The sequence below is a fragment of the Ureaplasma ceti genome, assembly GCF_040369755.1.
GTDB lineage: Bacteria > Bacillota_I > Bacilli_A > Mycoplasmatales > Mycoplasmoidaceae > Ureaplasma > Ureaplasma ceti.
This window is the reverse complement of sequence record NZ_BAABQM010000005.1, coordinates 22,775-36,110: the sequence shown is the minus strand read 5'-3', so window position 1 is coordinate 36,110 and position 13,336 is coordinate 22,775. Positions and strand designations below refer to the sequence as shown.

Genomic DNA, 13,336 nt, shown 5'->3' with positions numbered 1-13,336 from the left:
TCTACCGAATAGTGCGGTGAAGATACCGATGTGGAAATACCCGTTCCCATACCGAACACGGAAGTCAAGCACATCAGGGCCGATTGTAGCAGAAATGTGAGAGTAGGACATCGTCGCGCAACCAAAAGACATTCTCAATTAAGAGAATGTCTTTTTTTGTGTCTTTTTGAATCTTCCAAGATAATTAATCAAAAGATTGTAGACTAAGAAAATACGCGGAACAACCATGATATTAACGAAAACACAAATGGGCTTAATAATAAAAGCCATTTACTAGCTTATAGTGTTTCAACGTCTATAAATGCATTATGTGTTTTCTAATGAGACTAAGCTACGGTTTATAATATTTCACATTCTTGAATGTATAGTTTGTTTAAAATGGTGAAAAATAAAACAGAAAAACCCAACCTTGCGGTTGGGATTTTTTTTATAATGATTTAACAATTGAATTGATGAAGTTTTCTAAATCTTTGTCTTGTACAATTTGGTCTTTAACTTTTTGTACACCGTTTAATACTGTAGTGTGGTCACGGTTGTTTAAGAAGGTTCCGATTTCCTTTAATTGGAATTCGTATACTTCTCTTAAGATATACATCGCAACGTGTCTAGCCAAAGTGTAATTTCTTTTTCTAGATTTGCCTACAATGTCTTGTGTTTTTAAATTGTAGATTTTAGCCACGGCATTAATCACTGTATTTGGATTTGCCTTTAAAGCTTTTTTGTTTTTATTAGAGTCTAAGTCTAAAATGCTAGACAAACGGGTTTCATCAATAATTCCGATATTCTTGTCTTTTTCGATGCTAGTGAAGAAAATAATTTTATTAATCATACCGTTTAATTGTCTAATGTCGCGGTTGAAGTAATTGGTTAAGAAATCAATCGCGCCATCAGTTACTTCGATTGATTCTTTTCTAAAGTTATCGTGAATAATAGTTCTTAAGGAACTGAAGTCTGGATCTTTAATCTTACTTGAAATACCAGATGATAATCTAGAAATCATTCTGTCTTCAAAACCAATCAATTGGTTAGCGGGACGGTCAGCAGTAACTAAAATAATTTTTTCTTCTTTAATTAAATTGTTAAAAATGTTTAAAAAGATTTCGTTAGTTTTAGATTTGTCTGATAAGTATTGAATATCTTCAAAAACAAACAAATCATAGTTAGAAAATTTATCTTTTAAATTTTCAATTTGGTTATTACCTCTATATAAAGCGTTTGACACTTCCTTAATGAAGGTTGATGAATCAATGTAGCACACTTTTCTTGTAGGATATTTCTTAATAAATTCGTTTGTGAATGAAGAAATTAAGTGTGTTTTTCCTAACCCAGTAGCACCATAAATATACACTGGGTTGAAAAGAGTGGAACCATCTGCTAAGACCTTCATTAAGATTGAATATGCATTCTTATTAAAGTTTCCAACAACATAACTTGCAAAAGACAATTGTGTATCTAAACCATTTAAATTGATATTGTTATCTTCTGAGATTTCGTCTGAGCTTGTTGCAAAAGTATCTGCTAAATTCATGTTTTGTAACTCTAAATCACTCACATGATTTGATGAAGAAGAATTATTAGATTTAACTGAACGACTTTGTGATCTTGTCACTAATTTATCAATTTCATCAGTTTGTTCATCTAAAACAAAATCTAAAACTAAATTAGAATTAGAAACTTGTTTAAAAACTTCTTCTAGTTGGTCTTTTTTAATAAATAATTCATTTTGCGTGAATTTATCCGGTACAAGGATAAATAAAGTGTTGTTAGCGCAGTTATAAACCTTCGTAGGAACGTAAACTTCGTTGAACAATAGTGGATTACCAATCACGTTAGAAAACTTGTCTAAAGCGTCTTTTCAGAATTTAATTAATTGTTCTTTTGTATACATCAGTTTGCACTCCATTTCAAAGTATAAATATAAGTAAATTTTACTTAAAATATCACTATTTTTTATATATATAAAATATTTTTTATATGTTATACTTAACAAGTATAGTACCGTATTCTATATACACGTAGATATTTTTAAATTTAAAACAAAAGGTGGTGTGAATTTATGATTAGAACTTTCCAACCAAATCAAAGAAAAAGAGTTAAAGTTCACGGTTTCAGAGCAAAAATGAAATCAGCAACAGGCCGTGACCAATTAGCTCGTAGACGTGCTAAAGGACGTCACAAATTAACTGTTTCAGACGAAAGATAGTTTTTGTCCCGGCTTATGAAAAACGAACGCTTAAGAAAAAGTGATGACATTCTCGCTGTTGTTAAATCTAGAAACAGAATTTGCAGCAACGTTGTTAATTTGTTTTATCTGCCGAATAAAGTTAATTCTTGTAGACTAACAGTTGTTGTTAGTAAAAAGATTTCTAACCGTGCAGTGGTTAGAAACAAGATTAAACGTCAAGTAAAAGCCATTATTCATCAGAAGAAGTTATCGATGCCCAATACCGACATCGTTATTATCGTTAAACCGGATTGGAATTTAGATAACTTCGCCAAAAACCAGATGATCTTATGTGGTTTATTTAAAAGGAAAACAGGAGGAAAATCTTAAATGGCAAATAATGATACTGCTAGACAGTTGATTATGCCAGGATTTGCCAATGCTTCCCCAACTGAAGCCAAAAAAAGAACAGCAAAAAAAGCTTGAAAAATCTTCTGAAGAGTTGTTAAAGTTTTAGTTTACTTATTCTTTTTTGGTATTGGTCTGTACGGCTGTTTCCAAACTTATGCAGATTACTGAACAGCCTCAAGTACAATTATTGGTAATGGATTAGAAATCGGTTTTAGTCCGACTTCAGGGGTAACTGACCCGGCATATACCGTAATATATACTGGTAGTGGTCCTTATTATACGCTTACAACAGAGTGAACCATGGCTTATGGTCCATTCTATGCATTCTTTGTTTATCCGTTCGCTATGATCTTACTATACTTCATGTATGCAACAAGATCATGACCAGCAGGTTTAAACGCTCTATTAGGTATTTTCATTATCTTATTCATTATTAGAGCGATTACAATGGCGATTTCAGCGAGATCAATGCTTCAATCAGAAAAAATGACTGAAATTCAAGGTAAAATTGCTGAAATTAACGCTAAGTATAAAGATGTTAAGGATCCACAATCTAAAAAGAAAAAACAAATGGAAACTCAAGAACTTTACAAGAAGCACGGGGTTCGTCCATTTGCGGCAATGGAACAAATTTTTGTTACCCTTCCAATTTTCTTGATTATTTATCGTATTATTACAATTCTGAGACCGTTAAAATTCGCAATCGTATTTAACGCGTGAGACTTAACTCAATCTCCAATTTCAGAAATATTTAGTCACTTTACAACAACAGGTTGACCATACTTATTCTTCTTAATCTTAGTTCTTCCAATGCAATTTGCTTCGCAATTCATTCCAAGAATGTTGGCTAAGAAACGTTCAAGAAATGCTTCAACTGTTGGAGTTAAAAATAATCAATCAATGAAGAGAATTAAGACCATGAACTGAGTATTATCAATTTTCATGGCAATTATCGCAATTATATCTGCTTCAGGTATCGGTACATATTGATTCTTCAACTCAATATTCTCAATTGCACAATCAGTAATTATTCACAAAATGATTATGAGGAGACGGGCACGTGGTGTCACAGTTAAATCAAAATTAACGAAGTTTGGTATAGAATAACTACGATATGCAAAACAAACAAATTCATAATTTTATGAAACAAGAAAGTTTTGTTGCATCTAAAAAGATGGGACAAAACTTTTTGTCTTCACTACCTATTAAAAAAAGGATTGTAGACTCAGCTGAATTAACTTCTAATGACTTTGTCGTAGAAATTGGTCCAGGTTTGGGTGCAATTACAGAGATTATCTTGCAACATAAAGGAGTTGCAATGTTAGCTGTAGAATTAGATAAAAGACTACACGAATATTTAACTAACAAATTTCACGATAACCAAAATTTCCACATTATTAATAATGACGTTTTAAAAGAAGATTTAAGTAAAGTAATTAACGAGTTTAACACTGGAAACAAAGCGGTAAAAGTAGTAGCTAACTTACCATACTCAATTTCTTCTAAAATCGTTTTAAAGCTTTTAAAAACTCCAGAAATTAGTACTTCTATTTTGATGGTACAAAAGGAAATGGCTGAAAGAATCGCAGCCAGACCAAATACAAAAGACTATAATGCGTTTACTGCTTTAATTAGTTTATATTTAGACGTAGAATATTTATTCACGGTCGGTCCTAAGAATTTTGTACCTGCACCGAAAGTGGATTCTGCAGTAATTAGAGTAACTAAAAAAGACCAAACCGAGTTTGCGTTAACTAAGATTGATGAATACGAAGCCTTTTTAAGATTAGCTTTCCAAAACAAACGTAAAACTTTGAGCAATAACTTATCAGGTGTATACACTAAAGAACAGTTATACTCTGTTTTAGACCAATTAGCTATTTCTAACACAATTAGAGCAGAAGCTTTACCGGCTGAAACTTTAATTCACATTTACAACTTATTAAATGCAGCTTAAGGCCTATCCTAAAGTAAACTTGGGCTTATCAATTAACCCGCAAGCTTTTAGTTATACAAATAAACACCAATTAGAATCTCTTTTCCACTTATCCACACAATTTTATGATGTGATTAATATCACTGAAGCTGATGTGGATACAGTGGTGTACTGACAAGAAGAGAGACCAATTAATATTGAAGATTGTTTAGTGAGTAAAGTGTTGCATTATTTAACGCAGCACAATTTAAAACAACGTTGCTACAATATTCAAATCATTAAACAAATTCCGACCCAAGCGGGTTTGGGCGGAGCATCGAGTGATGCGGCTTGTGTAATGAATTATATTCATGAACATGAAGGCCACACCCAACCGTTAGATTACAAAGATATTGCTTTAAATTTAGGTAGTGATATTCCGTTCTTTTTAAGCGGCGCGACTACCGCCTTGGTTTCTGAGTTTGGAAACAAAATTGAACCAATCAATTTTAGTGACTTTTGGGAAATAAAAATTCATAAAAATTTAATTCCTATAAAAACACATCTTCTATTTCAAAAACTCATAAATAACTATAAAATTAAACAAGTGAAGCCTAATAATTTTGAGCAAATTATTGGAACTTTAAATCAGGGAAAATTACCAATTATGACTAATGATTTTCAAGAATTGGTATTTGAAGATTTCCCAGAAGTTAAAGATTATTATTCATTATTAAAAAAACAACATCAATTTGTTATGATGTCAGGGAGTGGATCAACAATGATTTCAATCGATAAAAAAGACCAAAAAATTAGAACAAGATATGCCCCAAGTCCTACAGGATTTTTCCACATTGGTGGGGCTAGAACCGCTATTTTCAATTACTTATTCGCTAAACATTACGGTGGTGACTTCATTGTAAGAATTGAAGACACAGACGTAGAAAGAAACGTTGAAGGTGGTATCGAATCACAATTAGATAACTTAGCTTGATTAGGTATCGTACCAGACGAATCAGTTAATAATCCAGGTAATTACGCACCTTACATTCAAAGTGCTAAATTAGGAAGATACAAAGAATTAGCTGAAAAATTACTAGCTGAAGGTAAAGCTTACTACTGTTTCTGTAGTGAAGAACAATTAGAACAAGATAGAGAAGAAGCTTTAAAAAATCACCAAACACCAAGATACTCTAAGAGATGTTTACACTTAAGTCATGATGAAGTAGAAGCTAACTTAAAGAGCGGTATTCCGCACGTTATTCGTTTAAAAATTGACGACAACAGAGAATACGCTTGAAAAGATTTAATTAGAGACGATATCGCTGTTCCGGGCAGTGCAATGACTGATCCTGTTATTTTAAAATCTAACGGTATTGCAATGTACAACTTTGCTGTAGTTGTTGATGACTACGATATGGAAATTTCACACGTGTTACGTGGTGAAGAACACATTTCAAACACACCATACCAAATTGCTATTAAAGAAGCTTTAGGCTTTGATAAACAACCAATCCAATACGGTCACTTATCTGTTATTATTGATGAAACAGGTAAAAAATTATCAAAGAGAAACAAAACATTAAAACAATTCGTGAGCGACTATAAAGAAATGGGCTTCGTTCCCGAAGCAATCGTGAACTTCTTGGCCTTATTAGGTTGAAGTCCAGCTAACAACGAAGAAGTAATGAAAATTGATGATTTAATCGCAGAATTTGATATTGTTAACTTATCAAAATCATCAACATTCTTCGACTTTAAAAAACTATTATGAATTGGTAACGAATACATGAAGAGAATGGATGCTGAACAATACTTAGCATTCGTAAAACCTTGAGTATTAAACAACGAAAACGCTAATTTAAGTGATCAATTAAAAGATAACTTAGACATGGTGTTAATGTTATTTAAAGACCAAATTTCATACGCTGATGAAATTAATAAATTAATCCAAGAATACTTTGGCTTAAAAGAATTAGAATTAAGCGACGAAATGAAAGAAATTTTAATCGCTAACAAAGATGCAGTAATGGCCTTCAGAGACGCTTTAAGTGAAGCAAGTGAATATACAGAAGATTCAATTAAAGCTATCATCAACGAAGTAAAAGCAACAACTGGTAAAAAAGGTAAAAACTTATTTATGCCAGTGAGAGTCGCTGCTACATGAATGATGCATGGTCCAGAATTAGCTAAAATTATTTTCTTAACTGGAAAAGACAACGTTTTAGAAAATATCGACCAAGTGTTATACATTATTCAAGAATAATTATTGAAGAGGAAGAAATATGTTAAGTAGAGATTTAATCGACATCGCTTACGAATGTGTGGAAAGTTATTTCACAAAACACAAAATTAAAAACGATGAAACAATTACATTTGAAAAAATCGTAGAATTAACTTGCAAAGCTGCTGGCATTAGCCAAAAAGACTTTGAAGCTATGGTAGGTTCATTCTATGCTGATTTAATGCAAGACGGTCGTTTTGTCTTCTTAGGTGAAAACAAATGAAACTTAAAAGATAGAATCACAATGAAAGAATACAAGAAGAACTTAAACACTCTATACGAATACGAAAAAACTGTGAGTGAAGAAGAATACGACGACGATTCTTTACCAGAAGACATGAAAGACGAAAAAGAAGAAGTTTACGAAGAAGATGAAAATGAAATTTCTCGTGATTCAATCGACGAAGCTAGCGAAGAAGACGAAGAAATGGATGACGACGAAAACGAAGTAGTAAGACGTACAATCGAAAACACAAAGAATAGAGAAGATGAAGATGATGACTTCTAATTTCCAACAATTAGTTAGTATGAAGGGAATGCTAGCCTTAGCAATGGAACGTAAGTTCGCCATCCCTCACATTAACGTAAATAACTTAGAATGAATTCAAGCCGCTTTAAGTGCTGCTATGCAAGCTAGATCACCAATTATTATTGGGGTCTCTGAAGGCGCAGCTAGATATATGGGTGGCTACAAGATTGTTTACTACATGGTTACTGAAACAATGAAAACTATGAAGTGTGATGTCCCTGTGGCTTTACACTTAGACCATGGTTCATACAAAGCTTGTTTAGAAGCTTTAGATGCTGGTTTCAGTTCAATTATGTTTGATGGTTCAAGTTTACCATTCGCAGAAAACTTAGAACAAACTCAAGCATTAATTCAATTATGTCAACAAGCTAATGTTTCGTTAGAAGTGGAAGTTGGAGCTATCGGTGGTGAAGAAGATGGCATTTCTTCTGAAGGTGAATGCGCAGATGTTCAAGAATGTGCTGCTATCAGTAAATTAAACATCGATATTTTAGCGGCTGGTATCGGAAATATTCACGGTTTATACCCAGACGACTGAAAAGGTTTACACTTCGATTTATTAGAAGAAATTGCTAATATCACTGGTAAACCGTTAGTATTACATGGTGGTTCTGGTATTCCGGATGAACAAGTCCAAAAAGCCATTGCTTTAGGTGTTAGAAAAGTCAACGTGAACACTGAATGTCAAATCGCCTTTACTGGTGCAGTGTACGAATACGTAGCTGAACACGAAAACTTCTTAATCGGTAAAGCTTACGACCCAAGAAAATACATTAAGATCGGTAAACAAGCGATTATCGATACATGTATCGAAAAAATGAAACTATTCAACAGTTTCGGCCAAATTAAATAAGAAAACAGAAAAAAACAACATTATTGTTGTTTTTTCATTGTTAAGGGAGAAAAATATGAGTTTATTTGCAGGAATTGTGGGGTTACCAAACGTTGGTAAATCAACTTTATTCAACACGATTACTAACTCTCAAGTATTAGCAGCCAACTACCGTTTTGCAACAATTGAACCAAACGTTGGTATTGTAAACTTACCAGACATTAGATTGAACCGTCTACAAAGTTTATACGAATCAGATAAAATCGTTCCAGCTACTTTTAAATTTGTGGATATCGCTGGTTTAATTGAAGGGGCTTCTAAGGGTGAAGGTCTTGGTAACAAATTCTTACAAAATATTAGAGAAGTAGATGCAATCTGCCACGTCGTGAGATGTTTTGATGATAAAGACGTAACTCACGAATACAACACAATTGACCCAATTAGAGATGCTCAAGTTATTAACTTAGAATTAGCGATCTCTGACCAAGAAATTGTCGAAAAAAGATTATTAAGAATTAAGAAAAAAGCAGAATCTGGTGACAAAGAATCAGCAAAAGAAGTAAAAATTTTACAAAAGTTAAATGATGTGTTAACTGAAGGTAAAATGGCGACTGAAGCTGGTTTAGATAAAGATGAACTAAAGATGGTGCAATCTTTAAACTTAATTACATTAAAACCAGTGTTATACATTGCAAACATTTCTGAAAGTAACATTTCTAATCCAGAAGAAAATGTCTACTACAAAAATTTCTTAAGTTTTGCAGAACAACAACAAGCTAAAGTTATTCCAATTAGTATTAAGATGGAATACGAAATTAGTACTTTAGATGAAGAATCTAAGAAACAATTTATGGAAGACTTAAACATCACTTATACTGGTTTAGATAAAGTGATTAGAGGAGCTTTCAGTTTATTAAACTTATCAACATACTTTACTTGCGGAAAAATTGAAATCCACGCTTGAGTATTTACTAACGGAATGTTAGCACCAGAATGTGCTGGTATTATCCACAGTGACTTCGAAAAAGGTTTTATTAAAGCTGAAGTCGTATCCTACGATGACTTAATGGTGGCTGGATCAGAAGTTAAAGCAAAAGAAATTGGTAAGTTAAGACTAGAAGGTAAAACTTACGTAATGAAAGATGGCGACATCTGTAACTTTAAATTCAACGTTACAAAATAACATCACAAACAAGCAATAAATATAGGGGTTAACAAGATGGGACAATTAGTATTTGATGGTGGCATTGAAGTCATTTGTGGACCAATGTTCGCTGGAAAAACAGAAGAATTACTGAGAAGATTAAACAGAATTGAATACGCTAAAATCGACTACATTATTTTCAAACCAGTAGTAGACACTAGAAGTTTAGCGTTAGTGAAGTCAAGAAACGGCAAGTCTAAACCAGCCATTGAAATTCACTCACCAACAGAAATTTTCGATTACTTAATTGAACACAACTTGCAGCCTAAAGTGATTGCGATTGATGAAGTCCAATTCTTTGATGAATCAATCATTGAAGTAGCAACAGTGTTAGCAAACAAAGGGTTTCACATTATCCTAGCTGGGCTAGATAAAGACTTTAAGGGCGAATCATTTGGTTGTATTCCACAACTCTTAGTTCAAGCTGATACTGTGACTAAATTATCTGCTGTATGTACTCAATGTGGTTCTGAAGCTTTATTTAGTCAAAGAATTATTAACGGCGAACCAGCGGATTACAATTCACCAATTGTACTAATTGGCGATAAAGAAGAATATGAAGCTAGATGTAGAAAACACTTCGTGATCGCTAACCGTCCGTTATCTCAAGGTGCGTGTAACTTTATCGCACACAAAGAACAATGCACAAAGTGTAAATAAAAAAGAAAGTTTAAGAGACCTTCAAATCTCTTAAACTTTTTTATTTATCTTTTAAGTCAGTGTTAGCTCATTTATCTAGCTTATCCATTGATCTAGAATCATCTTCTAGTGAAACAGTATCAGTTTCTTTTGAATCAATAATAAGATTTAATGTTTTAAAAGTTAATTCTTTGCCTTCTTTATCTGCGTGAGCTACACCTACTTCTAATGTATCTAATTTATCCACTCCTAAGAATGTGTCTACTAATTGTTCTAATTTGAAGTAGGGCATAAATCTCGTACCTAAGGCGATAGCATTAAAGTGTTTATCTTTAGCTTGTAAAGCGCCGTGATTACTGTACACTAATGTTGATTTAACTCCTCTGACTTTATTAATTGCAATGTTAACTCCAATACCAGAGCCACACATTACAATTCCTACACTATTAGGATTTTCTTGTACTTTGTTACCTACTTTGATAGCGTATTGTGCATAGTTAGTGGGTGTGTCATCATATGAACCTTCACTAATTACTTGGAATCCTAAAGAAAACAAATGTTTTTGGATTTTTTCTCTTTCAAAGAAAGAGGCGTGGTCACCACCTAAATAGATAACAGGTAAATTATTTGTCATGTTTCTTCTCCACATTTTCGTGTTTTACATTTATTATTATAAATAAATAAATTTTGAGAATTACACAGTAACTGCCGATATGATTGCTTTAAAATTTGATGAACCGTTAACTGAAGGATTAATTATTGATCGTCCTAACCGTTTTATTATGAAAGTGGCGATTAACAATAAAATCGAATACTGTCATTGTCCTGCCACTTCACGGATTGGTGACATTATTTTTGACAAAATTCCGTGTTTGTTATCGAAAAATAATGATTGAAGTCGAAGAACAGTTTACAGCGTAGAAGCAATTTCTTTAGATAATAAAAAAACTTGAATTGGGATTAATCAAACCAAGTCGAACAATTTTATTGATTACTTTTTAAGAGTGGGCAGTTTAAAGAAAATTTTTCAACGAGTAAACGATTTAGAACGTGAAGTCTTTTATATAGACTCTAAATTAGACTTCTTTGTGAACCAATGCTTTTTAGAAGTGAAGAGTCCATTAACGACCATTAATACGGATGTGGCTAAAACGATTATGCATTACGAGGAGCCAATAAAAGATTACAGTAATCGGTTCTTAAGACACGTCAACACACTCAGAACTAGTCTAACAGAAAAGGCCCGCGCTATTTTACTAGTTTGTTTTCAGTATGATAGACCACCCTTTGAAGTGAAGTGAGACACAATCCATGAAAACTACTTATCCACAGACTTTAAAAGTGCGGTGCAATCAGGAGTAGAAGTGTGACAGTGTAACTTAATTTTTGATAAAGAACAAGTTGCTTTTAAACGTTGTATTAATCTTACAGATTACTACTTAAGTGACTATGATAGTAAACCAAACTAAAATAAATATTTTATATTCAAATAAAATCATATAATTAGACATGTGTTGTATTTACAACAGTAATATTCGAAAAAGAGGTATATTCCTAAATGGAAAATTTGGCTAACGCACAAGTAGTTGAATCTTCAGAAACAACTGAAGCTAATGCTAACGTAGAAGTAAAAGCTTCTGCAACACCTGCTGACTCAGTTCAGAATAAGGCCAACGCAAATTCAACTTTAAAGAAAATGAAACAATTAGTATCAGCTGCTAAGTTAATCGAAGCTGGTGCACACATCGGGTTAAATCCACGTAAATGAAACCCAAAAATGAAACCATACATTTACGCAAAACGTTCAAACAACCACGTTATTGACGTATTAAAATCATTAGTTTACTTAAACAAAGCATACACATTCATCCAAGAATTAACTAAAGAAAACGGACGTGTATTAATCGTTGGTACTAACGGTAAAATGGTTAAAGATTTAATTAAATCAGAAGCTAGAAGAGGACAAGCATTCTACATCACTCAAAGATGATTAGGTGGTACTTTAACTAACTTCAAAAACATTTCAAAATCAATTAAAAAATTAAATGATAACATCAAGTTACAAACAACTGGTGAAATCGAAAAATACACTAAGAAAGAACAAATCGTAATCCGTCGTGAAACTGAAAAATTAACTAAGTTCTACGGTGGTATTAGAACAATGCGTAAATTACCAAACGCATTAATTATCTTAGACCCAGACCACGATGTTAACGCAATCAAAGAAGCAAGAAAATTAAACATTCCTGTAGTTGCATTCGCTAACACAAACGCTGACCCAAGCATCATCGATTACATCATTCCAGTTAACAACCACTCAATCCGTTCAATCGCATTGATCTTAGGTGTGTTAGTTGACGCAATGGCTGAAGTTAGAGGCGAAGAAGTTAAATTTGTAGGTAAAGCTGACAACGAAATCGTTTTACCAGAAACACAAAGCAAACGTCGTTACAACGGTGAAACAATGACTAGAGCAACTGTTAACCACAGACGTTCATTCAACAACAGAAACTTCAACCGTGTTGAAAAACCAGCTAACGAAGAAGAAAAAGGCGAATAATTTCCCTTTCTAAATTAAAAAAATCTACCAACCAGAAGCTTATCGAAGTTTCTTACGGTAGATTTTTTTATTTCTCTTCTAATTCGGTGTTTTTCTTGTGCGATTAGTAAAGTACAAAATTATAATAAATACTATACCTTAAGGAGGTACTTTTTATGGTTTATGTAGCAATGGGTTTTTTCTTATTTAATGATAAGAACTATCGCACTAACAGTTATTTATTAACTGATCACAACGGTAATTTAGTAATAGTGGACCCAACTTTAAATACAGTGAACGAAATGTTAGAACCCTTAGATAACGAAGACAGCGAAACTGTTCTAGCAATTTTATTAACTTCACAATATTTACCTGAATATGACGGAATTAGTTTACTAACACAAAAATATCCCAACATCGATATTTATGTGGGGGAACAAGATTTAGAAGGTTTGAGAAGTGAATTAGAAAGTAATAATATTCCTACAACTAACCTAAAAGTTCTTCCAGACAGAATCGAAATTGGAGAACTAATTTTCAATAATCTTGCCACTCCTGGTATCAGTCCTGGCAGTGTTTGCATTAGATATAAAAAATTCTTGATGACTGGTGACACATTACTAGACAAAGATATGTTTGATTTAACAGTGGCTGGTGTTGATCCAGTGGCTTTAAAACACAGTTTAGAATACATTCAAACAAAAATTCAACCAGACTATTTCATTTGCCCAAAAACTGGCAACATTAATAGATTTAACCTTGTGTTAAGACATAATCAGGTCCTTAACGAGTTTTTAAAAAATCATTAAAGGAGTAAAA

At 32.8% G+C, this 13,336-nt stretch carries 14 protein-coding genes, 1 rRNA gene and 1 pseudogene; 14 read left to right on the top strand and 2 right to left on the bottom strand.

The window, feature by feature from the left end; translation table 4 throughout:
- The first annotated feature begins 12 nt into the window (after window positions 1-12).
- Window positions 13-119, top strand: a 5S ribosomal RNA gene (rrf, locus tag ABWU82_RS03480).
- 308 nt (window positions 120-427) lie between these two features.
- On the opposite strand, the gene dnaA is transcribed toward rrf, so the two are convergent.
- Window positions 428-1,888 (bottom strand): chromosomal replication initiator protein DnaA, encoded by a 1,461-nt coding sequence (gene dnaA / locus ABWU82_RS03475; RefSeq protein WP_353290111.1) that lies wholly within the window; start codon window positions 1,886-1,888, stop codon window positions 428-430.
- Window positions 1,889-2,056: 168 nt separating this feature from the next.
- Between dnaA and rpmH the strand changes: the two genes are divergently transcribed.
- From rpmH to ABWU82_RS03425, 10 genes and pseudogenes are all read left to right on the top strand, one after another.
- Window positions 2,057-2,203, top strand: a complete 147-nt coding sequence (gene rpmH / locus ABWU82_RS03470; protein ID WP_353290110.1) for a 50S ribosomal protein L34 — start codon at window positions 2,057-2,059, stop codon at window positions 2,201-2,203.
- 15 nt (window positions 2,204-2,218) lie between these two features.
- On the top strand, window positions 2,219-2,554 hold the full coding sequence (rnpA, locus tag ABWU82_RS03465) for a ribonuclease P protein component (RefSeq protein ID WP_353290109.1): 336 nt from the start codon (window positions 2,219-2,221) through the stop codon (window positions 2,552-2,554).
- A complete protein-coding gene (gene yidC / locus ABWU82_RS03460) occupies window positions 2,555-3,682 on the top strand; it encodes a membrane protein insertase YidC (protein ID WP_420017901.1) in 1,128 nt (375 codons plus the stop codon). It begins immediately after the preceding gene.
- Between the two features lie 7 nt (window positions 3,683-3,689).
- Window positions 3,690-4,532: a 16S rRNA (adenine(1518)-N(6)/adenine(1519)-N(6))-dimethyltransferase RsmA gene (gene rsmA, locus ABWU82_RS03455; RefSeq protein WP_353290108.1), complete on the top strand. Its 843-nt coding sequence runs from the start codon at window positions 3,690-3,692 to the stop codon at window positions 4,530-4,532.
- Window positions 4,522-4,935 (top strand): annotated as a pseudogene (locus tag ABWU82_RS03450) (GHMP family kinase ATP-binding protein); the annotation flags it as partial. The gene rsmA and the pseudogene ABWU82_RS03450, both read left to right, overlap by 11 nt.
- Before the next feature lie 336 nt (window positions 4,936-5,271).
- Entirely contained in the window at window positions 5,272-6,756 is a 1,485-nt protein-coding gene (gltX, locus tag ABWU82_RS03445; protein ID WP_353290113.1) for a glutamate--tRNA ligase, read from the top strand.
- 19 nt (window positions 6,757-6,775) lie between these two features.
- Window positions 6,776-7,282, top strand: a complete 507-nt coding sequence (gene rpoE, locus ABWU82_RS03440) for a DNA-directed RNA polymerase subunit delta (RefSeq protein ID WP_353290107.1) — start codon at window positions 6,776-6,778, stop codon at window positions 7,280-7,282.
- Window positions 7,272-8,156 carry a class II fructose-1,6-bisphosphate aldolase gene (gene fba / locus ABWU82_RS03435; RefSeq protein WP_353290112.1) on the top strand — a complete coding sequence of 295 codons (885 nt, stop codon included), beginning with the start codon at window positions 7,272-7,274 and terminating at the stop codon, window positions 8,154-8,156. Before rpoE ends, fba begins: the two co-directional genes overlap by 11 nt.
- Before the next feature lie 55 nt (window positions 8,157-8,211).
- Window positions 8,212-9,318 (top strand): redox-regulated ATPase YchF, encoded by a 1,107-nt coding sequence (gene ychF, locus ABWU82_RS03430; RefSeq protein ID WP_353290106.1) that lies wholly within the window; start codon window positions 8,212-8,214, stop codon window positions 9,316-9,318.
- Between the two features lie 36 nt (window positions 9,319-9,354).
- Window positions 9,355-9,999: a thymidine kinase gene (locus ABWU82_RS03425; RefSeq protein ID WP_353290105.1), complete on the top strand. Its 645-nt coding sequence runs from the start codon at window positions 9,355-9,357 to the stop codon at window positions 9,997-9,999.
- Window positions 10,000-10,039: 40 nt separating this feature from the next.
- Here the strand turns inward: ABWU82_RS03425 and ABWU82_RS03420 are convergent, their stop codons facing one another.
- A complete protein-coding gene (locus tag ABWU82_RS03420) occupies window positions 10,040-10,612 on the bottom strand; it encodes an RpiB/LacA/LacB family sugar-phosphate isomerase (RefSeq protein ID WP_353290104.1) in 573 nt (190 codons plus the stop codon).
- Between the two features lie 79 nt (window positions 10,613-10,691).
- On the opposite strand from ABWU82_RS03420, the gene ABWU82_RS03415 reads away from it, so the two are divergent.
- From ABWU82_RS03415 to ABWU82_RS03405, 3 genes are all read left to right on the top strand, one after another.
- Window positions 10,692-11,447 carry a DNA/RNA nuclease SfsA gene (locus ABWU82_RS03415; protein ID WP_353290103.1) on the top strand — a complete coding sequence of 252 codons (756 nt, stop codon included), beginning with the start codon at window positions 10,692-10,694 and terminating at the stop codon, window positions 11,445-11,447.
- Window positions 11,448-11,536: 89 nt separating this feature from the next.
- Entirely contained in the window at window positions 11,537-12,538 is a 1,002-nt protein-coding gene (gene rpsB, locus ABWU82_RS03410) for a 30S ribosomal protein S2 (protein WP_420017898.1), read from the top strand.
- Window positions 12,539-12,693: 155 nt separating this feature from the next.
- Window positions 12,694-13,326, top strand: coding sequence for an MBL fold metallo-hydrolase (locus tag ABWU82_RS03405; protein WP_353290102.1), 633 nt, complete (start codon window positions 12,694-12,696; stop codon window positions 13,324-13,326).
- The last annotated feature ends 10 nt before the right edge of the window (window positions 13,327-13,336 follow it).